Here is a 20,906-nt window from a genome sequence, read left to right as displayed (position 1 = left end):
GCCGCGTCTATTTGCTATGGCAACAGGGTGCCGATGGCAGAGGATGAATTGACTGACAAGGATCGGCTGGTCGGCTATATCGATTTGCTGGGCGGCGGGTTAACGGTGCTCGGCTGGGCCTGGTTTGAACAGGACCCGGAACGGCGCGCGGACATTGAATTCCTGATCAATGGCGAAGTGGCGGGCAGCGCGATCGCGGATCGTCACCGGCCGGATGTCGAGCAGGCGGGGCGGGGGGATGGCCGCTATGGTTTCGCCTGGCCGCTGGCTTTCGCCGCCCTGCCGGTGGCAGAGGAGATCGTGATCAGCGCGCGCGACCGCGCGTCGCGGCAGGAACTGGCCAATGCGATCAAGCTGAGCGCGGGAGATTTGCTGGCAAGGTTAAAGGAATTTGCCGCCCGCAGCGAGCCGGGAGAACGCAAGCTCGCGGCACTGCGCGCGGCGGCGCGGCTGGCGCCGGATGATCCCTGGCACGCGCTGAGCCTGGCCGAAGCGCTGCGTCGAGACGGCCAGCCAGAAGCAGCCGAGGCGGCCTTACGCGCATTGCTGGATCAACACCCCCATTTTTGGCACGCCCATGTCGCGTTGGGAAATCTGGCCCGCGCCGGTAATGATCCGTCGGAGCTTTGGCATGGTACCGCGCGGCCGCGGAACTGGCGCCCAGTGATGTCTGGCGCTGGCTGGATGTGGCCACGGAGTTGCGGGCTCTCAACCGGATAGAGGAGGCGCTCGCCGCTCTCGCCCGGGCGGAAGAGGCGGCCCCCCAGGATTTAGCGCCCCGTTTGGGGCTGATCATGGCCTTGCGGTCCTGCGGCGCGGTGGAGGAGGCGCGGCGCGTCGGTCTTTCAGCGTTGACGGCCCATCCCGACCAGCCGCAATTGCTGGTGGAACTGGGGCGGATCGAATGCCAGGCGGGAGACGCCGCGGCGGCGGCGCGTTGGTTTGAAGCCGCCCTGACGCACGAACCTGAGAATGTGGAGCTTTTGGCCGAACTGGCCCGGCAGGAATATCTGCTGGGCCGCTTGGCGGACAGCCAGACCCATTGGCGCAGAGTCCTGGCGTTCGACCCTGGCCATGCGGAGGCAGCCCGGCAGCTCGCTTCCCAGGCCCTGGCTCAGGGAAATGCCGGTCTCGCCGAGGAGATTTATCGCGCGGCAGCGCTGCGGCGGCCCGGAGAGCCGGAATTTCGCCTCGGCATGCTGGACGCGCTGGCCTGGCAAGGCCGGCTCGGGGAAGCCATGGCCGGTTTGAACGAATTCGAGGCGGAAGCCGGCACCACGCCTACACTCGCATGCTGGCGCATCACTTGGCTGCGCCGCGCCGGGAAAATGGAGGAGGCGCTCCACGTCGCCCGCGCGGCCGCCCTCGCCACGCCAAAGGAGTTCTGGCTAGGGGTTGAACGGTTCCAGACCGAGTTGCTGGCGGGAACCCAGTCAGGGGCATCCTTATTCGCCGTGGCTCCCGCCACGCCGGAGGAGCGCGCCGTCAAGCGGCGCTGTGTGGGCGCGCTGGCGGAGAGTCTCTGGCAATTGCCGGCGGCGCTTGGCCATTACGAGGCGGCGGCGGCGTTAAACCCGGACGATCCCGCCACCCAGGAGGCGCTGGCGCGGGTGAAGATGATGAGTTTGAATTTAGACGGCGCCCGGGCGCATTTGCGCCGTCTATACGAACTGGCCGCCGCGGGGCGGCGTCTACGGGGCGAATCCCTGAATATATCCCAATCCCTTCTCGGTCAGATGATCGAGGAATACGGGCTGGATGACGGTCTGGCCCGGCAACTCGCCGCTCTGGCCGCCTTGCCAGCGCCCGAACGCCTGGAACCGTTGGCTAAACTGGTCCAGCGCGCGCCGGATTCGACCGCCCCCGCCGCCAGCCTGCTGCTGGCGATGCGTCAGGCGGAGCGGCTGGAATTCCACGCCCAGCCCGAGGCCGCCCCCATTCCACCTCTCATTCACAGTTTCTGGCATATTTCGGACACGCCTGGGGATGTGGAAATGCTGATGCAAAGCTGGAGAGAGCGCAATCCCGGGCATGAATGGCGGCTTTGCGATGAGGAAACCGCCCTGGCTTATATCGGTGACCGGTTTCCTCCGCCGGTTAGCCAAGCCTTTCGCCGGGTGCGCGAGCTGACCCAAAAAGCGGATATCTTCCGCCTGGCGGCGCTGGTGGAGGAAGGCGGCGTGTATGCCGATGCAGATGATCGCTGCCTGCGCCCGCTGACGGCGTTGTTACCGGCGGGAGCCGATTTGGTGCTCGCACAGGAGGATTTTGGCTGCGCCGGCAATCATTTTATCGCCGCCACGCCCCGGCACCCGGTTTTGAAGGCTACGCTGGAGGCGGTGGTCGAGGCGGTGAACCGGGGGGATAACGATATCCCATGGTTGCTCTCCGGCCCCGGCGCGTTAACCCGCGCCCTGGCGGAACATCTGGCGATGCGCGATATAACCGCCGGCCTTCCTCCCGGCCTGGCCCTTCTGGACAAGACGGAGTTGGGCCGCGCGGTGGCGGGGGGCTGCTTCGCTACCTACAAGCTGCCCAGGCCTCGCCTTAAGGCCGCCCGCGCGGCGTGATCACATCTTGTCCAAGGCCTGGGTAAGATCGGCGATGAGGTCCTGAACATCCTCCAGCCCCACCGAGAGGCGGATGCTGGCATCCGTGATGCCGAGCCGGGCGCGCTCCTCCGCGCCGATGCGCATATGGGTGGTGGTCGCCGGATGGGTCGCGAGGGATTTGGTGTCACCCAGATTATTCGAGATGCTGATGATGCGCAGCGCGTTCATCAGCCGGAAGGCTTCCGGCTTGCCACCCTTCACCTCGAAGGCGATGAGCGTGCCGCCGCCGGACATCTGGCGCAGCGCTAGCTCCCGCTGCCTGAAGGAGGCGAGGCTCGGATAAAGGACGCGGGCGATGCGGGGATGGGTTTCCAGAAACCGGGCGATCGCCTCCGCGCTTTCGCTTTGCGCCTTGAGGCGGAGGGGTAAGGTTTCCAGCCCTTTGAGAATCACCCAGGCGTTGAAGGGCGAGAGCGAAGGGCCGGTATTGCGGAAGAAGGGCTGAAAGACCTGCTCGATCCATTGCCGGGAACCCAGCACCGCGCCGCCGAGCACCCGGCCCTGCCCGTCCATATGCTTGGTCGCGGAGTAAACCACCACATCCGCGCCCAGTTGCAGCGGCTTTTGCAGCAACGGGGTGGCAAACACGTTATCCACCACCACCAGCGCCCCGGCCGCATGTGCCAGCCGGGACACGGCGGCGAGATCGACGATGTCCAGCATCGGGTTGGATGGCGTCTCCAGCAGCACGAGGGCGGTTGGCTTGGCGAGGGCGGCCTGCCAGCCCGGCAGGTCCGGCCCGTCCACGAACACGCTTTCGATGCCGAATTGCGGCAGCAGGGTGGAGATGATCCAATGGCATGAGCCGAACAGGGCGCGCGAGGCCACCACCCGGTCCCCCGCCTTCAGCCCGCACATCACCGCGGCATGCACCGCCGCCATGCCGGTGGCGGTGGCGCGGCAGGCCTCCGCGCCCTCGAGCCGCGCCAGCCGGCTCTCCAGCATCGCCACTGTTGGATTGGCGAAGCGCGAATACTGGAAATGTTCGATCTGATTGGCGAAGACCGCCTCCGCCAGCTCCGCGCTTTCATAAGTGAAGCCAGAGGTGAGAAAGAGCGCCTCGGCGTTCTCATCGAGATTGGTGCGGATGCGCCCGGCATGGATGAGATCCGTGGCGAGGCGGTTAGGCGTGGGCTCGGACATGGTTTCGTCCCCGTTTGCAGCGTTCGCGTCCGGCCACGGGAGAAAAACCGGCGCAGCGGCGCGCGGCAAGCCTCTTTAGCGCGTTTGTTTTGCTTCTTCCCGGACAGGGAAGCCTCGCCGCAATCCGGCCGGACAAATCACGAGGTGGCTTCCGCCTACGCCGGATGGGTTGCGCGGTCAATGCCGGCGGATTATGAACGGGTCACGGGCGGGTATGATGTAATGGTAGCCTGTCAGCTTCCCAAGCTGAACGCGCGGGTTCGATTCCCGCTACCCGCTCCAGTTTCCCGTCCGGCGATATTTGTCGATGGTTGAAAATCCGTTATTTGCGCCAATCGCTGATTGTTAGTGGCGGTCGTCATCCAACCACGAGGCCGCTAGCAGGCCGATGCCGACATAAGCCATTGATTAATTGCACTGGTGCCGGCACCCAGGATTGAACTGGGGACCTACTGATTACGAATCAGTTGCTCTACCGCTGAGCTATGCCGGCCCATCATTCTCGCGAACGGAAGCGGCCCCAGCGGCGGCTCGGGTCGCTTCCGGCGCTCTATCGCATGGCATGGCGCGGGAATCCAGCCTCCGCGCCATGATTTCACCCGCCATTGGATAAGAGGTCAAACCTCGACGCGGATTTGACCTTCCATGCCCGGCCAGTCCGAATATCCGGTCTTGCCATCGCCGTACCAGTACTCCTTGGGCGCCTCTGCCAGGGGCGCGCCGGTTCGCAGCCGGAAAACGAGATCAGGGTTGGCGATGAATGGCCGTCCGAAACTGAAGAGATCGGCCTTTCCCGCCGCCAGCATCTCCTCGGCCAAAGCCAGTGTGTACTGGTTGTTGGCCATATAGGCACCGCGAAAACGCCGGCGGAGCGCCGGAAAATCGACCCCGGCCGGGTCGCGGGAAAGCTGGGTCGTCCCCTCTATACAATGGATATAGAGCAAACCGGTTTGCGAGAGCGCATCCACATAGGTGCCGTAGGTCGCCATCGGGTTGGAATCCATGGGACTTTCGCCAGGCATGGTGGTCGAGGGGGAAATCCGGATTCCCACACGCTGGGGGCCCCAAACCTCCACGACGGCCCGCACCACCTCCAGGGGAAAACGCAAGCGGTTTTCGATAGAGCCGCCATAACAGTCCGTCCTGCGGTTGGTACTGTCGCGGATGAACTGCTCTAGCAGATAATTATTGGCGGAATGAACCTCCACGCCATCGAACCCCGCCTCCTTCGCTTTCTTGGCGGCGTGGCGGTAATCCTCGACGATGGCGGGGATCTCGTCCGTTTCCAGCGCGCGCGGCGTGACAAAATCCTTCAGCCCGGAACTGGTGAAGGCCTGGCCGGCGGGCTTGATGGCCGAGGGCGCCACGGGCAGCGCGCCCCCGTGCAAATCCGGATGGGAAAGCCGCCCCGTATGCCAGAGCTGCAGGAAAATCCGGCCATTCCGCCGATGCACCGCGCGGGTGACGCGTTGCCAGCTTTCCACCTGGGCGTCTGTCCATATGCCGGGCGTAAGAGCGTAACCCCGCGCCTGGGGTGAAATATTGGTCGCCTCACTAATGATGAGTCCGGCCTCGGCGCGTTGCCCGTAATAATCAGCGGCAAAGGGCGGAGGCACGCCCTCCTCGCTCGAGCGGCTACGCGTCAGCGGCGCCATCACCACGCGGTTGGCAAGCTGCATGTCTCCCAAGGCGAAGGGTTGGAGGACGGGAGATTTCGTATGATCGGTCATGGGAACTCCTTATTCCGGCCGAGGCCAGAGATGGGGAGTCCACCCTCAAAATCCACCATGTCCGGTAAGGAGCAGGGTCAGGCCGCCTCGGCCTCGGGTTCCATCTGCTCCGCCTGGCCGAACAGAAAGTCGATATCCTCGGCATTGAAGGCCAGACCGCCTCCCTCCTGGAAGGCGATGCTCGCCAGCTCCGCCTTGCGCTGCTGTAATTCCAAAATCCGCTCCTCCACCGTATCCGAGGCGATGAGCTTGTAGACGAAGACGGATTTGGTCTGGCCGATGCGGTGCGCCCGGTCGGAGGCCTGGGCCTCGACCGCCGGGTTCCACCACGGGTCGTAATGGATAACCGTATCCGCCGAGGTGAGATTAAGGCCGCGCCCGCCCGCCTTCAGCGAGATGAGGAAGAGCGGGACTTCCCCCGCCTCGAAACGGCGCACCGGGGTGGCGCGGTCGCGCGTATCGCCGCGCAGCTCGACAAAGGAAATGCCCGCCTCCGCCAGGCGCGGCTTGATGAGGTCGAGCATCGAGGTGAATTGGGAAAAGACCAGAATACGCCGCCCCTCGGGAATGAGCTCGCCTACCATCTCCATCAGATCGTCGAGCTTGGCCGAGCTTTCCGTGCCGCGCCCATTGCCGAGCTTCACCAGGCGCGGATCGCAACAGGCCTGCCGTAATTTCAACAGCGCATCGAGGACGATGACCCGGCTTTGCGCCAGGGTGCGCTCGGCCATCTGCTCCTTCACGGTCTCATAGAGCGTGCCGCGTATCGTCTCGTACAGCGCCCGCTGGTCCGGGGCGAGAGAGATGCGCCGCAGGATCGTGTGTTTGGGCGGCAATTCCGTCGCGACTTCCTGCTTGGTCCGGCGCAGGATAAAGGGCTGGATGCGGTGGATCAGCTGCGCCCGCACCTCCGGATCGCCATTTTTCTCGATGGGTGTGCGGAAACGCTTGGTGAAACCCCGCCGGTCACCCAGAAGACCTGGCATGAGAAAAGCGAATTGCGACCATAATTCATCAAGATTGTTTTCGATCGGGGTGCCGGAAAGGCAGATTTTATGGGTCGCCTTGAGCTGGCAGACCGCGCGGGTGGCTCGCGCCTCGGGGGATTTGATCGCCTGGGCCTCGTCCAGCACCGCCATGTGCCAGGGCAAGGGCCGCATGAATTCGATGTCGCGGGTCAACACCGTGTAGGTGGTGATAACCACCTGCACCTCGTCGAGGTTTTTGCGTTTTTCGTGCCGCTCCATGCCGTGCAGCACCTCGATTTTCAGATGCGGGGCAAATTTGCGCAGCTCCGCCGTCCAGTTGGCCACCAGCGAGGTGGGAACGACGATCAGGGCTGGAGAGGTCAGCCGCCCTTCCGCATGCTCCACGCAAATATGGGCGATGGTCTGCGCCGTCTTGCCGAGGCCCATGTCATCCGCCAGGAACGCGCCCAAGCCGTGGCTGGCGAGATGCTGGAGCCAGTCCACGCCCTGCTGCTGATAGGGACGCAGCGCCCCCCGGAACGCCGCCGGAACCTCGACCGGGATGATCTCCGGCTCGCCCCGGAAGCGCTCGACATAAGCCTCGATATCCGCCGCGTTCTGCCAGGAAGTGGTGAGCACCTCCTCAAGGTCCAGCACGGTGGCCGCGGCGCCCACCGGCAGCACCAGATGTTTCTCCGCCGTGCGGCCGGCGGCCTCGATCAGATCGCCCATGACCGCGAGCAAGCGCCGGATGCGGTCCTCCGGCAGTTTGATGACGCGCCCATCCTCGAGCGAGGTGATGATCTCGCCCTCGACGATCTGCGCCGCCTCGATGCCGCCGCGCGCCAGCAGGTTTTCGAGAATGGGGAGAAGAGGGTGGCGCTCGCCATCGATCTCGATGCCGAATTCGAGCGAGAAGCTGCCCTTTTCCCCGTCCTGCACCACCATATCAAGGCTGCCGACCTGATCAGCCATTTGCGGGCCGAAATTGGCGTCGATCTGGCTATGCCAACCCAACGCCGTGAGTTCCGGCACGCGCACCGCGACGAAATGGTGCCATTTGGCGGCGGCCTCCTCGCCGCGAAAGACCAATACCCGCTGGCCCCGGGCGGATTTGCCATCCGCCACCCGCATCTGCACGAAGCCGTCCGGGCGCAGCAGGTCGAGCGCCGCTGCCTCCGCCGCCGGATCGCGGCGGATGAAGGCGATCTGGCCGCCGGAACGCACCCGGATGAAGGGGCTCTCATCGGCCCCATCCACCCTCACCCCGCCATAGTCGAAATCCAGGGTGAGGACATCGATCATACGCTGACGGTTGAATTCGTCCGGCCCATGCACCCGGCGCAGGCGCAGCACCGGCACGGCCGGGCGCTCCAGCACCGTCCCCCCCGGCTCGGGCGCCTCCGGCGTAACGGCCAGCAGGGTGGCGGGCGGGCGGGCGCGCCGGCCCGTGGGGCGCGGACGCGCGGGGGGCGGGGTATGGTTCGGCTCCCGAATGGGAATAAAGCTATCGATCACCGAGGCCGGCGCGGGTTTGCGCAGCGCCGGAAATTTCGCGAGGGCCGCGAGGGCGGTGGCGGCCAGATGGCGGCAGCCCCGCTCCCCACAGGAGCATTCCCGCTCCGCGAAGGAGATGCGGCTGCCCTTTCTCTCGGGGGTGAGCGTGGTAACGCGCCGCGTGCCGTCCATATCCTCGACCACACCCTCGATGGTGTCGCCGCTCAGCGCCACATCCTTCACGAAACCGAGCGCGAGAACGCTCTGCGCCCGGCGGATAATGGCCGAATCGAAGATGCGATCAAAATCCTCGGCGGAAAACGGCACCGGCATCGGCTCACCTCGGCTTCCTTGAACTTATCCGGCGCGTGGCCGGGCGAAAGGGCTTAATACCGGCTTCACCGGAAAAGGCCAGAGCCGCGAAGGAAAAACAGGAGGGTGGCTGCGTTGCCAAAAGCGCCGCCTGGGGCACCGCGCTAGCCGGTCAGGCCGATAGCGCTCAGCTCCTCCACCATCATTTCCCGCATCCGGAATTTCTGGATCTTGCCGGTCACGGTTGTCGGCATTTCGGCCACGAATTTAACGTAGCGCGGAATTTTATGATGGGCGATTTGCCCCCGGCAGAAGGCGCGCAACTCCTCGGCGTTCATCTCCTGCCCTTCGCGCAGGATGACCCAGGCGCATAATTCCTCGCCATACCGCTCATCCGGCACCCCAAATACTTGAACATCCATAATTTTAGGATGGGTGTAGAGATATTCCTCGATCTCTCTGGGGTAGAGGTTCTCGCCGCCCCGGATGACCATGTCCTTGATCCGCCCCACGATCTGGCAATATCCATCCTCGTCCAGCACGGCGAGGTCGCCGGTATGCATCCACCCCTCGGCGTCGATGGCCTTGGCGGTCTGCGCCTCGTCATTCCAATAGCCGAGCATAACCGCGTAGCCGCGCACGCATAATTCTCCCGGCGTTCCGCAAGGCACAATGGCGCCCGTGGCCGTGTCGATGATCTTGGCCTCCGCATGGGGATGAACCCGGCCGATGGTGGAAACGCGGCGCTCCAGCGGGTCATCCGGGGAAGTCTGGAAGCTGGCGGGGGACGTCTCCGTCATGCCATAGCCGATGGTCATATCGGGGGCGTGCATCTGGCTAATCACCTTACGCATCACCTCAATCGGGCAAGGACTGCCTCCCATGATCCCCGAGCGCATGGAACTCAGATCGAATTCCGCGAAACGCGGATGCTCAAGCTCGGCGATGAACATGGTGGGAACACCGTTCACCACGGTGCAGCGCTCATCCGCCAGGGTTTGCAGGGTGACCAGCGGGTCGAAGCCTTCGCCGGGCAGGACGATCGCCGCGCCATGGGTGAGGCAGGCGAGATTGCCCACGACCATGCCGAAGCAATGGTAGAGCGGCACCGGGACGCAGAATCGTTGATCCGGGGCGAGGCCGAGATAGCCGCCGATCATATAGCCGTTATTCAATATATTATGATGGCTGAGCGTGACCCCCTTGGGGGCGCCGGTGGTGCCGGACGTGAATTGGATATTGACCGGGTCGCTGGGCCGCAAACCCGCCGCCACGGCCCTCAGCGCCTCGGCTCCCGCCGCCCGGCCTTCCTGCTCGAGCGCGGCGAAGGAGAGCGCGCCGGGAATGAGCTCCTCGCCCATCTGTACCACGAGGCGCAAAAAGGGAAGGCGGCCGGAACGCAGCTGGCCAGGGGAAGAGGTGGCGAGCTCGGGCGCGAGGGTCAAAATCATCCCGCCATAATCGCTGGTCTTGAAAGGAGGAGATATGACGATGGCGTTCATATCCACCTTGGTGAGGGCATATTCCAGCTCCGAGAGCCGATACGCCGGGTTGACCGTGACCAGGATCAACCCCGCCTTGGCGCAGGCGAATTGGGTAAGAACCCATTCCAGCCGGTTGAGCGACCAGATGCCGACCCGCTCGCCTGGCTTCAGCCCGCGGGCAAGAAACCCCGCCGCGATCTCCCCAGCCCGGCGATCAAGATCGCGCCAGGTGAGACGCGCCCCTTGCGCCGGACAGACCAGGGCCTCGCCCGCCGGCCAGTTCGACGCGGCTCGCTCGAGAGCCTCGCCGATGGTCATGTTGAACAGCGGCGGCGTCGTTTCCCCGACGACATAGGAGGGCTTCATTTTTTATCCTCATCCGTATTATTTAAGGCAGCCAAACGCGGCGGTGATCGCCATTGACGATGCGGCGTCACCAGCGCAATCTAACATCTGTTAGATTTTAAGGGGAAGGCCCTGATAATGGAACGGTCCAGAAAAATTTTGCCCGAAGAGGCCCAAAAATTTCTTTCACCCACCCGCTTCGTGGAGAGCGACAGCCCCGAGGTGCGCGGTTTTGTGGACAAGGCGCTGGCCAGCCTGGCGAGTGATGCGTCCGACCGGGAAAAAGCCGTACGCCTGTTCGAGGCGGTGCGCGACGACATCCGCTACGACCCTTACACGTTCGAGCTGGAGCCGGAAGGCTATTATGCCAGCCGCATCGCCACTATGGCCTCCTCCTTCTGCGTGCCGAAAGCGATTTTGTTGACGGCCTGCCTGCGTGCGGCCGGCATCCCCGCCGCGCTGGGCTTCGCGGATGTGCGCAATCATCTCAGCACCCCCAAGCTGCGCGAGTTGATGGGCACCGATCTTTTCATCTTCCATGGCTATGTCCAGCTTTGGCTGGAGGGCCAGCCTTATAAGGTAACGCCGGCCTTCAACATGGAGCTCTGCGAACGCTTTGGCGTCAAACCCTTGATTTTTGACGGCTATCACGACGCGCTGTTCCACGAATATGACGAAAAGAACCGCCGCCATATGGAATATGTGAATGATCGCGGCGTGTTCGCAGACCCGCCGGTCGAGGAATATTTGCAATTATTCCGGGAGACCTATCCAAAGCTGGGAGAGTTCAGCCGCGACCGCACCGGGCGCGGAGCCGAAGGGGTGGATGCGGGATTCGCGCCAACTAGAGGATAAAATGAAATATCTCGAGGATTTTCAAGCCGGTCAGGTTTTCCGGTTCCGGACCGCGCCGATGAGCAAAGAATCGATCATGGGTTTCGCCCGGGAGTGGGACCCGCAACAACTCCATCTGGACGAGGAATACGCCACGAAAATTCACGGCGGGCTGATCGCGTCCGGATTCCAAACCTTGCTCGAGGTCTTCAAGCCGATCATGACCGAAATGATGACCACCATGGCCAATATCGGCGGGATGGGGTTCGATAATTTTCGCTGGCTCAAGCCTGTGCATCCAGACGAGCCCCTGGATGTGGAGTTGATCGTGAATGCCATCACCCCATCGCGGAGCAAGCCCGATCGGGGAATTTTGCAATACACCATCGAAGCGCGAAATCCGGATGGTGAGTTGGTTTTCACCACGCAATCCATGGCGATGATGAAGCGCAAGCCCGCCTTGAGCGAGCCGGGACCCACATCATGAAAAACTGGAACGATATGAGCGATGCCGATTTCCGTCAGGAGGTCCGGCGGTTTCTCGAAACCGAATATCCGGCCACGCTGCGCCACGCGGCCCATCGGCCGCGCATTCACGAGCTTCGCCCTTGGCTGCAAAAGCTGCACGCCGCGGGCTGGAGCGCGCCGGCCTGGCCGGCGGAATATGGCGGCATGGGGCTGAACCCGGCGAAGCTACTCATCCTCTACGATGAAGAACAGCGTCTGGGTGTAAGCCGCGGCGTGGATATGGGCGTGCAGATGGTGGGGCCGCTGGTCCTCCATTTTGGCACCCAGGCGCAAAAGGACCATTGGTTGCCGCGCATTCTGAGTTATGAAACCATTTGGTGTCAGGGTTATTCCGAGCCGGGGGCAGGCTCCGACCTCGCCAATCTGCGTACCCAGGCCGTGCTGGAGGGAGACGAGTTCGTCATCAACGGCCAAAAAATCTGGACGACCATGGCCCAGGACGCCACCCATATTTTCATGCTGGTGCGCACGGACCCCAACGCGCCGAAAAAGCAGCAGGGCATTAGCTTCCTGCTGGCGCGGATGGATCAGCCCGGCATCACGGTGCGCCCGATCAAGACGCTCGCGGGAGAAGAGGAGTTTTGCGAGGTATTTTTAGATAATGCCCGCACGCCGCGTGAGAATCTGGTGGGCGAGATGAACAAGGGCTGGACGATGGCGAAGGCGCTGCTCAGCTTCGAGCGCATTTTCATCGGCTCGCCCAACCTCGCGCAGAATGCTCTTATTCAATTGGAAGGCTTCGCGCGCGGGCGCGGCGCCTTCGAGGATCCGGTGTTCCGGGACCGCTTCGCCCAGGCGGCGCTGGACGTGGAGGATCACGCGGCGCTTTATACCCGTTTCGCCGATCAGCTGAAGCGTGGCGAGACGCTGGGCTCCGATGTCTCGATATTAAAAGTATGGGTAACAGAGACGTTCCAGCGCATCACCGAGCTGATGATCGAGGCTGCCGGTCCCGATGGCGGCACGGTGGGGCCACTGCAAATCAACAATGTTGGGGTGGACATCCTGTCCAGCTTCTACAAGGCAAGGCCATCGACAATCTATGGCGGCTCCAATGAGATCCAGCGCAACATACTCGCCAAGGCGGTGCTGGAATTGCCGGAGTAAAAAGGATGGCTATTTTGGCTGTGATATTCGAAAAACAGGATTAATTTTGAAATATTTACCTTTCAAGCCGAACAGGCGAATATGAGCAGTCACGGAATATCGCCGCCGTCCAGCGGAGTTGATGAGCAGCCCAGGAAATCGGAAAAAACCCGCAGCGATATTTTGACCACGGCGGCGAAGCTGTTCCGCGATCAGGGATACCAGGCCACCACGATGCAGCAGATCGCGCGGGCGGCGAGACTTGAAGCCGGCAGTATTTATTATCACTTCACGTCAAAAGAGCAAATTCTTGCAGAAGTTCTCGATATCGGTGTTCGCAGCCTTTATGTGGAGTTGAAAACCCTCATCGAGGAGGCTGAGGCCGGAGGGGCCCCCTTTCGGGAAACACTCGGCCGGCTGGTGGAAACGCATCTGCGCTTTTTATTGACGAAAAGCGATTTCACATCTGCGAATATCCGGAATTATCCCATGCTGCCGGAGGAGTTGCGCGCGCCGCATCGGCGGCTCCGCCATGCTTATGCCGGTTTATGGCAGCATTTTCTGACCAGGGCCTCCGAAACCGGTGCGCTGCGCGAGGATATCGCCTTGCGCTCCATGTCGCGATTCATTCTGAGCGCGATGAACTGGACGGTGGAATGGTACGATGCCGGCCGGTATCCTGTCGGCGCGTTGTCAAAACGGATGACCAAATTGCTACTCGATGGCATGTGCGTCAAAAGCGACAGTGCATCCGTACCGCCGGTAGCGATGACAGCGGGACAAATTGTAATCGCGCAATTCGGGGTGAAATCCGCCCAGACCCGGCTTGATATATTGAAAGCCGCCGCCCGCATTCTCCGGGATAGCGGATACAAGGCGACCACGATACGCCGGATTGCCGCCGAGGCGAAAATGGAACCCGGCAGCGTTTATTATCACTTCGAATCCAAAGAAAAAATTATCGACGAGGTGCTGCGTACCGGGCTTACCGATCTTATCACCGGCGTCAGCGAGGCGGTGAGCCAGTCCAGGCAAAGCGGGGATTATCGGGCCGCGATCGCCACGGCGATCGCCACGCATCTGTCCTGCTTGTTCAGCGCCAGCGAGTTTACCTCCGCCAATATTCGCAGCTTTGGAATGCTTCCCAAGGAGCTGCGCCAGCGGCATCGGCGTATCCGCCAGGATTACGGAAAGATATGGGATGATCTGCTGCGCGAGGCCCAGGAAAAAGGCGTTTTGCGTCCCGACATTGAAATCAAACCATTGCGCCAGGCCATGCTCGGCGCGCTGAATTGGACCGTTACCTGGTTCGACCAGAATAAAAGGAACAATCCGGGTTATGAGAGCCTGGAGGAGCTTTCCGCCATGCTAACAGGTCTTTTATTGGATGGGATCTGCAAGCCGGCGGGGAAGATGGGAGACGGCTAAACCAGCAGAAAATGGTACAGCCCTTCCGCAACCGGTTGGGTTTCGCTCTCTTGCCACGAGACGGTCCACACGCTGGCCATGCGTTTTCCCTTGCGGGTAACGGTGGCCCGGCCTTTGAGCGGCCCCTTCATAGCCGGGCGCAGATAGTCAACGGTGAGATTGATCGGTTTGGCCGGCAGCGGGTCAAATTCAGGCTTTACCACGATCGCGGCCATGGCCTCCATGAAGCTCGCGATGATCCCGCCATGATAATATTCTTTTTGTGGATTGCCGATCACGCGAGGAGAGAACGCCATCTCGGCTTCGGCATGCATTTCGTCTATGGTAAGAACGGAAATAGCGAGAAAACGGAAAAACGGGACGCGCCCGATATGAGAATTGACCGATTCGGGTGTCATGTCCGGCCTTCGTTTATAAGGGAGATTGGAACATAGCGCCGTCACCCCGCGTAAGGGCAAAGGCGGCGGCGCCCCGCGCGATCTCGGTGGTTTCGTCGCCATCGAACCAGACGGTACCGCTGTCAAAAGCGATATGGCGGGTCTCGCGATAGCATTTCGCCAGAACGATGACGTCGGCGCGGGAGCGGGCCGGGCGCAGATAATCCACGCGCAGATCCAGCGTGGCCATCGTCAAGAGACCGGGAATGGCGCAGAAATTCACCAACCCGAAAGCGCTATCCAGAAGCGCGGTAAGGATGCCGCCATGCAAAAGCGTCTGTTCGACATCAGCACAAAACTCAGGATTGAAGGGCATACGGATCTGTACCCCATTGGCTGAAACATGCTCGAGTTTCAGCTTCATTTCATTGACCAGGCCGAACTTGCGGGAAGCCCAGGCTGCGGCAATTTCGTCTATCTGCTTCTGGTCCATACGCTCCATACGCGTTGCGGTCCCAGATTTGTCAAGACCGGATAAGCGCGGCCCGTCTTGGTGTCACGCGGCATCGCCGGGGCGCCATGATGACTGGGCTGTTCCGGCAGGCGCCGCCGCCTTGGCATCATGACAAAAATATGATTGTCTGGATACTTGCCATGCCGCGCATGGCGGGTCCGGTCGTGGAAATAAAATCAATCGGCCCATCCAGAGGCCCAAACGGGCCAGGATGAGGCCCTGTCGCCACCTAACGTCAATGGGGATCATCATATGTCTATGCGTAAGAATCTTCGAGGTCCGGTCCTGGCGGCGCTCGCCGCCGCAGGCGTGGCGAGCGCTTCAAATATGGCGCGGGCGGATAATCATATAGGGGGCACGCTTCGCCTCACCGCCGCCTCAGCGGCCGGCACGCTGGACCCGCAGATCAATTACACCAGCCAGTTCTGGTCCCTGCTGGTGCTGACCAATGACGGTCTCCTCACGTTCAAGCGCACCTCTGGCCCGGACAGCAACACACTGGTGCCAGACCTCGCGGTCGCGATTCCCCAGCCCCAGGATGGGGGCAAAACTTATACCTTCACCTTGCGCAAGGGCATCAAATTCTCAAACGGCCAGGATGTGACGCCGGATGACGTTGTCGCCAGCTTCCAGCGCCTGTTCAAGGTGAGCAGCCCCAACGCGGGATCCTGGTATAATGTCATCGTCGGGGCGGATGCCTGCTTGCAAACCCCCGCCAGCTGCACATTGGCGGGCGGGGTTGTGGCAAATGACAGCGCCAATACGGTGACCTTCCACCTCACCCAGCCGGATCCGGAATTTCTCTATAAGCTCGCCACGCCCTTTGGGGATGTTCTGCCGCCGGATACCCCCGCCCATGATCTGGGCACCACCGCGGCCGCCGCCACCGGCCCTTATATGATCACCAGCTACGACCCGCAAAAGCAGCTGGTGATGCAGCGCAATCCGTATTTCAAAGCCTGGAGCCAGGATGCGCAACCCCCGGGCTATGTGGATAAAATCGTCTATAATTTCGGCGCCAAGCCGGAGGATGAAGTGACGGCGGTGGAAAACGGAGACGCGGATTGGATGTTCGACGCGCCGCCGCCGGACCGCTTGGCGGAAATGGCGAGCAAATACCCCAAGCAGATCCACATCAATCAGATGCTGGCGATTTATTATGCGGCAATGAACGTCAATCTTCCGCCTTTCAACAATAAAGACGCCCGGCTCGCCGTCAATTACGCCTTCAACCGCCGCGCCGCCGTCAATATTTACGGCGGCCCGCGCCTGGCGGTGCCCAGCTGCCAGATTCTGCCGCCCAACTTCCCCGGTTATGAGCCCTATTGCCCTTATACCAAGACTCCAGGCACGACATGGACCGCGCCGGACATGAACAAGGCCATGCAATATATGAAGGCTTCCGGGCAGGCAGGACAGAAGGTGACGGTGATCACCGATGATCAAAATGTGAACCCGGCCCTTGGCACCTATCTCGTCAGCGTGCTCAACCAGCTCGGCTTCAAGGCAACGCTGAAGATAATTTCGGGCGATATTGAGTTCACCTATATCCAGAACACCAACAACCATGTCCAGATCAGCATTACCGACTGGTACCAGGATTACCCCGCCGCCTCGGATTTCATCAACGTGCTGCTGAGTTGCGGCTCCTTCCATCCCGGCTCCGACGCGTCCGTCAATATATCCGGATTCTGTGACAAGAATATCGACGCCCAAATTCACCAGGCGCTGGTCACCGCCGTCTCCGACCCTAAGGCCGCGAACAAGCAATGGGCCCAGCTGGACCGGGAAATCACTGACCAGGCGCCCTGGGTGTCGATGTTCACGCCGAAGCAGCTCAATTTCGTCTCCAGCCGGGTTGGCAATTTCACCTTCAGTGATCAGTTTCACTTGCTGTTCTCCCAGGTCTGGGTGCAGTAAGGGAGCTTTATGCCTGAGCCTCCTGACCGGGCATGGCGGCTCCTACCGCCGTGCCGCCGTGACTTTTCTATAATGGCCGCCAATGCCTGAACCCGCTTCCGCCAGCGGGGCGGCTCCGAGAGCCGAGGGGCCGTGGGCCGAGGCGTTCCGCAAGCTCCGGCGTGACCGCACGGCGATGGGAGCCGTGCTGGTGCTGTGTCTCATCGTCCTCGCCTGCTGCGCGGCACCGCTTTATGCGCGCTACGTCTCCCACACGGACCCGTTTCAGTCCAACCCGGCCGGCCAGATCACCATCCACGGCCAGAGCGTCGACATCATGCAGACGGACAGCGCGGGGCTCGGCTTGGGTGTTAACCCCATCGGCCCGACCTGGCATGGGCAGTATTTTCTGGGTGCCGACGGGCAGGGACGGGATGTCGCGGCGCGTATTCTCTATGGCGGGCGCAATTCGCTCATCATCGCTTTTTTTTCCACCATCGTCACGCTGGTGCTGGCGGCGCTGGTCGGCACCGTCGCGGGGTTCGCCGGGGGTTGGACGGATATCATCCTCGCCCGGCTGCTCGATGTGCTCTGGGCCTTCCCCGTCTATCTGCTCGCCATCTCGCTTTCCATCGTCATCATCAGTTCGGGGCTGCAAATCGGCCCCATCAATATCCCCTCCAACAGCCTCCTGATTCCTATCGCGATCATCGGCATCGTCTATGTGCCTTATGTCGCGCGGCCCATTCGCGGCCAGGTGCTTTCCCTCTCCCGGAGCGACTTCGTGCTGGCGGCCCGCTGCCTGGGCGTGCCTGGTTTCCGCATCCTGTCAAAGGATATTCTGCCCAACGTGGCGCCCACGCTCATCGTCTTCGCACCGTTGATGATGGCGCTTAACATGCTCACGGAATCCGCCCTCTCCTTCCTCTCCATCGGGGTGCAGCCTCCCGCGGCAAGCTGGGGCACGATCATCCAGGACGGCGAGGGCCTGCTTTATACCCAGCCGATGGTCGCCGTCGCGCCGGGGCTGGCGATCGTCATCACCGTTCTGGCACTCAACTTTCTGGGCGATGGCGTCCGCGACGCTCTCGACCCGCGCGCCAAGCTGCGTGTGCGGAAGGATTGAGGCCGATGCTGCTTCCCGTCCTTCGCCGCCTGGCCGAGATGCTGTTCGTGATGCTCGGCATCAGCGTGGTGGTGTTCGGCATATTTTTCGCCACGCCAGGGGCGGATCCGGCGGCGCGCATCGCCGGGCGCAACGCCACCCCGCAAGTGCTGGCGCAAGTGCGCCACTCCTTCGGCTTCGATCAGCCCTTGCCGGTGCAATACGCCAAGATGATGGATAAGTTGTTCATCAAGCGGGATCTCACCTCTTTCGTGAATCGCGGGCAGAAGGTGATTCCCGCGGTCATCGAGGCGGCGCCGGTCACGCTTTCTTTGGTTCTGGGCGCGGCGGTCATCTGGGTGGTGTTTGGCATTCTGGTCGGCGTAGCGGCAGCGGCCACGCGGGGCAGCCTGCTCGACCGGGGGCTGATGTTTCTCAGCCTGGTCGGCGTGTCCATGCCGGTTTTCTGGGTGGGTTCGGTCGCCAATCTTCTCACCCAATCCCGTTGGCATAATAGCTTCCTGTTCCATTGGGTGCCAGGGCTGGGCTACACACCGCTCACCCAGGACCCCTGGATGTGGTTCAAGGGGCTGGTCATTCCCTGGATCACCCTCGCCATCCTTTATATCGGGCTTTATGGCCGGGTGCTGCGCGCGAATCTGGTGGAGGCATATCAGGAGGATTATATCCGCACGGCCCGGGCCAAGGGGTTGTCCGAGGCGCGGATCATGTTCCGTCATGCGCTGCGCACCTCTCTTATCACCTTTGTCTCCATGTTCGGGCTGGATTTCGGCGCGCTGGTGGGCGGCGGCGCCCTGCTCACCGAGGTTGTTTTCAATCTTCCCGGGGTGGGGCGGCTCACCTACGAGGCTTTGCAGACTCTCGACCTTCCCTTCATCATGGCCACCGTGATGTATTCGTCGGTTTTCGTCGTCTTCGCCAATGCCGTGGTGGACATCGCCTATGCCTGGCTCGACCCGCGCGTGCGCAATGCAAGCTGAAAATTCGCCTCCGCTGCTCGATGTGCGGAATCTCTGCGTCTCCTTCCGGTCTGAGCACGGAAGAGTGCGTATCCTTGAAGATGTCTCCTTCACCGTCGGCCAGCGGGAAATTCTCAGCATTGTTGGCGAATCCGGCTCCGGCAAAAGCATGACCGCGCTTGCGGTCATGCGGTTGATCACCGACCCCAATGCCGAGCTGAGAGGGGAGATCCGCTATAAGGGCGAGGACCTGTTGCAAGCCGGCGCTCGCGAGATGCGGCGGCTGCGGGGCGGGGAAATCGCCATGATCTTCCAGGATCCCATGACGGCGCTGACGCCCGTCTATACCATCGGCTGGCAGATCATCGAGCAGTTGCGCGCCCATCAACCCCTCTCCCGCGCCGCGGCGCGCAAGCGCGCGGTCGAGCTGCTGGGGGAGATGGGGTTTCCCGCGCCGGAAAAGGCGGCTACGCGCTATCCGCATCAGCTCTCCGGTGGCATGCGCCAACGCGCGATGATCGCCATGGCGCTTTCCTGCAACCCGTCCCTGCTCATCGCTGACGAGCCGACCACCGCGCTGGACGTGACCGTGCAGGCGCAAATCCTCGACCTCATCCAGCGGCTGCGGCGGGATTTCGGCTCCTCCGTCATTCTCATCACCCATGATATGGGCGTGGTCGCTCAAGTCTCGGACCGGGTACTGGTAATGTATGCCGGAATCGTCGCGGAACAGGGGGCAAAGGCGGAGGTGCTGCGCGCCCCGCGCCACCCCTACACGCTCGGGCTGTTGCGCTCCATCCCGCCCATGCGCGGACCCCGGCTGCGCCGCCTGCCCTCAATCCCCGGCAGCCCGCCCGCACCGCTCAGCCGCCCGGCTGGCTGCCCGTTTCAACCCCGCTGCGCCTTCCGTATGGAGGTTTGCTCCGTCCGCCCGCCTTTATTCGGAGCCGATGCGCGGCAGGCCGCCTGCTATCTGGCCGAACATGGCACGCCGGATTGGAGCCAGCTTCCCGCCGGTCATGAGGAGACGGTGGCATGACCCCTCCTCCCCTGCTGCGTATCGAGACTCTTTCTAAAAACTTCCGGCTGGGGAGCCGGTTCCGCCAGGGCGGCGTGCAAATTCTGCAAGCCCTCAAAAATGTATCGCTGGATGTGTATCCGGGAGAGGTCCTGGGGCTGGTGGGCGAATCCGGCTGCGGGAAATCCACGCTCGGACGCTGCATTTTGCGGCTTTATGAAATTGATTCGGGCCGAATCCTGTTCAAAAACCGGGACATCAGCCGCGTCGGCCAGCGGGCCCTGCGGCCCTTGCGCGCCGAAATGCAGATGGTCTTTCAGGACCCTTATGCCTCACTCAACCCGCGCCGCCGCATCGGCGATTTGATCGCTGAGCCCCTGCGCGTTCATGGCACGTTGAACGAGGCCGGGGTGCAGGCGCGGCTGCTGGAATTGATGGAGCTCGTCAATCTGGCGCCGGACCATTTGCGGCGATACCCTCATGAATTTTCCGGCGGTCAGCGCCAGCGCATTGGCATCGCCCGGGGTTTGGCGCTCTCCCCCAGCCTGATCGTGGCGGATGAACCGGTCTCCGCCCTCGATGTCTCCGTGCAGGCGCAAATCATCAATCTGTTCATGGACCTTCAGGAAAAATTCGGTCTTACCTATGTGTTCATCGCGCATGATCTGAGCGTGGTGCGCCAGATCGCCACCCGGACGGCGGTCATGTATCTGGGTGGCATCGTCGAATTGGGCGAGACGGATGCGGTCCTGCATCGACCGGCGCATCCCTACACCGCGGCTTTGATCTCGGCGGTGCCGGAGCTGACGCTGGACGAGGCCAAGCCGCGCATCATGCCGCAGGGTGAGCCGCCCAGCCCCATCAACCCGCCGCCCGGCTGCCGGTTTCATACGCGCTGCCCCTTCGCCCAGGAGCGCTGCCGGGCGGAGATCCCGGCACTGGCGCCAGGAGCCGATGGCCGCGCCGTTGCCTGCCATTTTCCCTTGGCTTGACATTGACACGCCCGGGCGTGCCAAAACTCGCCGCCCGCACGAAGCCGACATGCT

Annotated in this window: 17 protein-coding genes and 2 tRNA genes; 12 read left to right on the top strand and 7 right to left on the bottom strand. The window is 62.3% G+C overall.

What is annotated here, in order from left to right:
• Positions 1 to 33 precede the first annotated feature (33 nt).
• Together M7H45_RS01805 and M7H45_RS01800 are read left to right on the top strand one after the other, a co-directional pair.
• A complete protein-coding gene (locus M7H45_RS01805; protein ID WP_298214114.1) occupies positions 34 to 720 on the top strand; it encodes a hypothetical protein in 687 nt (228 codons plus the stop codon).
• A complete protein-coding gene (locus tag M7H45_RS01800) occupies positions 627 to 2,570 on the top strand; it encodes a glycosyltransferase (RefSeq protein WP_298214112.1) in 1,944 nt (647 codons plus the stop codon). Before M7H45_RS01805 ends, M7H45_RS01800 begins: the two co-directional genes overlap by 94 nt.
• Here the strand turns inward: M7H45_RS01800 and metZ are convergent, their stop codons facing one another.
• Positions 2,571 to 3,755, bottom strand: coding sequence for an O-succinylhomoserine sulfhydrylase (gene metZ, locus M7H45_RS01795; protein ID WP_298214111.1), 1,185 nt, complete (start codon positions 3,753 to 3,755; stop codon positions 2,571 to 2,573).
• Between the two features lie 208 nt (positions 3,756 to 3,963).
• Between metZ and M7H45_RS01790 the strand changes: the two genes are divergently transcribed.
• A tRNA-Gly gene (locus M7H45_RS01790) sits at positions 3,964 to 4,037 on the top strand.
• Positions 4,038 to 4,173: 136 nt separating this feature from the next.
• Here the strand turns inward: M7H45_RS01790 and M7H45_RS01785 are convergent.
• The 4 genes from M7H45_RS01785 to M7H45_RS01770 all read right to left on the bottom strand — a co-directional run bounded on the left by M7H45_RS01785 (position 4,174) and on the right by M7H45_RS01770 (position 10,112).
• Positions 4,174 to 4,248: transfer RNA gene (locus tag M7H45_RS01785), tRNA-Thr, on the bottom strand.
• Positions 4,249 to 4,372: 124 nt separating this feature from the next.
• Positions 4,373 to 5,485, bottom strand: a complete 1,113-nt coding sequence (locus M7H45_RS01780) for an alkene reductase (RefSeq protein WP_298214109.1) — start codon at positions 5,483 to 5,485, stop codon at positions 4,373 to 4,375.
• A gap of 77 nt (positions 5,486 to 5,562) precedes the next feature.
• Positions 5,563 to 8,283: a DEAD/DEAH box helicase gene (locus M7H45_RS01775; protein ID WP_298214107.1), complete on the bottom strand. Its 2,721-nt coding sequence runs from the start codon at positions 8,281 to 8,283 to the stop codon at positions 5,563 to 5,565.
• A 143-nt stretch (positions 8,284 to 8,426) separates the two neighbouring features.
• The gene (locus M7H45_RS01770; RefSeq protein WP_298214105.1) at positions 8,427 to 10,112 is read right to left on the bottom strand and encodes an AMP-binding protein; all 1,686 of its coding nucleotides are present in this window, start codon (positions 10,110 to 10,112) and stop codon (positions 8,427 to 8,429) included.
• A gap of 138 nt (positions 10,113 to 10,250) precedes the next feature.
• Between M7H45_RS01770 and M7H45_RS01765 the strand changes: the two genes are divergently transcribed.
• The 4 genes from M7H45_RS01765 (at position 10,251) to M7H45_RS01750 (ending at position 13,967) form a co-directional block, all read left to right on the top strand.
• Positions 10,251 to 10,946 carry a transglutaminase family protein gene (locus M7H45_RS01765; RefSeq protein ID WP_298214103.1) on the top strand — a complete coding sequence of 232 codons (696 nt, stop codon included), beginning with the start codon at positions 10,251 to 10,253 and terminating at the stop codon, positions 10,944 to 10,946.
• Position 10,947: 1 nt separating this feature from the next.
• Positions 10,948 to 11,412 carry a MaoC family dehydratase gene (locus tag M7H45_RS01760; RefSeq protein ID WP_298214101.1) on the top strand — a complete coding sequence of 155 codons (465 nt, stop codon included), beginning with the start codon at positions 10,948 to 10,950 and terminating at the stop codon, positions 11,410 to 11,412.
• Positions 11,409 to 12,560, top strand: coding sequence for an acyl-CoA dehydrogenase family protein (locus tag M7H45_RS01755; protein ID WP_298214100.1), 1,152 nt, complete (start codon positions 11,409 to 11,411; stop codon positions 12,558 to 12,560). Before M7H45_RS01760 ends, M7H45_RS01755 begins: the two co-directional genes overlap by 4 nt.
• Before the next feature lie 81 nt (positions 12,561 to 12,641).
• Positions 12,642 to 13,967: a TetR/AcrR family transcriptional regulator gene (locus tag M7H45_RS01750; RefSeq protein WP_298214099.1), complete on the top strand. Its 1,326-nt coding sequence runs from the start codon at positions 12,642 to 12,644 to the stop codon at positions 13,965 to 13,967.
• On the opposite strand, the gene M7H45_RS01745 is transcribed toward M7H45_RS01750, so the two are convergent.
• Both M7H45_RS01745 and M7H45_RS01740 read right to left on the bottom strand, forming a co-directional pair.
• Positions 13,964 to 14,365: a PaaI family thioesterase gene (locus tag M7H45_RS01745; RefSeq protein WP_298214097.1), complete on the bottom strand. Its 402-nt coding sequence runs from the start codon at positions 14,363 to 14,365 to the stop codon at positions 13,964 to 13,966. The genes M7H45_RS01750 and M7H45_RS01745 overlap by 4 nt on opposite strands.
• A 13-nt stretch (positions 14,366 to 14,378) precedes the next feature.
• On the bottom strand, positions 14,379 to 14,837 hold the full coding sequence (locus M7H45_RS01740) for a PaaI family thioesterase (protein WP_298214095.1): 459 nt from the start codon (positions 14,835 to 14,837) through the stop codon (positions 14,379 to 14,381).
• A 273-nt stretch (positions 14,838 to 15,110) separates the two neighbouring features.
• Here M7H45_RS01740 and M7H45_RS01735 point away from each other — a divergent pair, with 273 nt between their 5' ends.
• The 5 genes from M7H45_RS01735 to M7H45_RS01715 all read left to right on the top strand — a co-directional run bounded on the left by M7H45_RS01735 (position 15,111) and on the right by M7H45_RS01715 (position 20,852).
• Positions 15,111 to 16,778: an ABC transporter substrate-binding protein gene (locus tag M7H45_RS01735; RefSeq protein WP_298214093.1), complete on the top strand. Its 1,668-nt coding sequence runs from the start codon at positions 15,111 to 15,113 to the stop codon at positions 16,776 to 16,778.
• An 82-nt stretch (positions 16,779 to 16,860) separates the two neighbouring features.
• Positions 16,861 to 17,883 carry an ABC transporter permease gene (locus M7H45_RS01730; RefSeq protein WP_298214091.1) on the top strand — a complete coding sequence of 341 codons (1,023 nt, stop codon included), beginning with the start codon at positions 16,861 to 16,863 and terminating at the stop codon, positions 17,881 to 17,883.
• A 5-nt stretch (positions 17,884 to 17,888) separates the two neighbouring features.
• Positions 17,889 to 18,863, top strand: a complete 975-nt coding sequence (locus M7H45_RS01725; protein WP_298214089.1) for an ABC transporter permease — start codon at positions 17,889 to 17,891, stop codon at positions 18,861 to 18,863.
• Positions 18,853 to 19,881 (top strand): ABC transporter ATP-binding protein, encoded by a 1,029-nt coding sequence (locus M7H45_RS01720; protein ID WP_298214087.1) that lies wholly within the window; start codon positions 18,853 to 18,855, stop codon positions 19,879 to 19,881. The genes M7H45_RS01725 and M7H45_RS01720 overlap by 11 nt, the downstream gene beginning before the upstream one ends.
• Complete coding sequence (locus M7H45_RS01715) at positions 19,878 to 20,852, top strand: ABC transporter ATP-binding protein (RefSeq protein WP_298214085.1); 975 nt, start codon at positions 19,878 to 19,880, stop codon at positions 20,850 to 20,852. The genes M7H45_RS01720 and M7H45_RS01715 overlap by 4 nt, the downstream gene beginning before the upstream one ends.
• Positions 20,853 to 20,906 lie beyond the last annotated feature (54 nt).

It is taken from the genome of Acidocella sp. (assembly GCF_027352905.1).
Classification (GTDB): Bacteria; Pseudomonadota; Alphaproteobacteria; order Acetobacterales; family Acetobacteraceae; genus Acidocella.
Note: the sequence above shows the minus strand (reverse complement) of the source record. Positions and strands in the feature narration are given on the sequence as shown.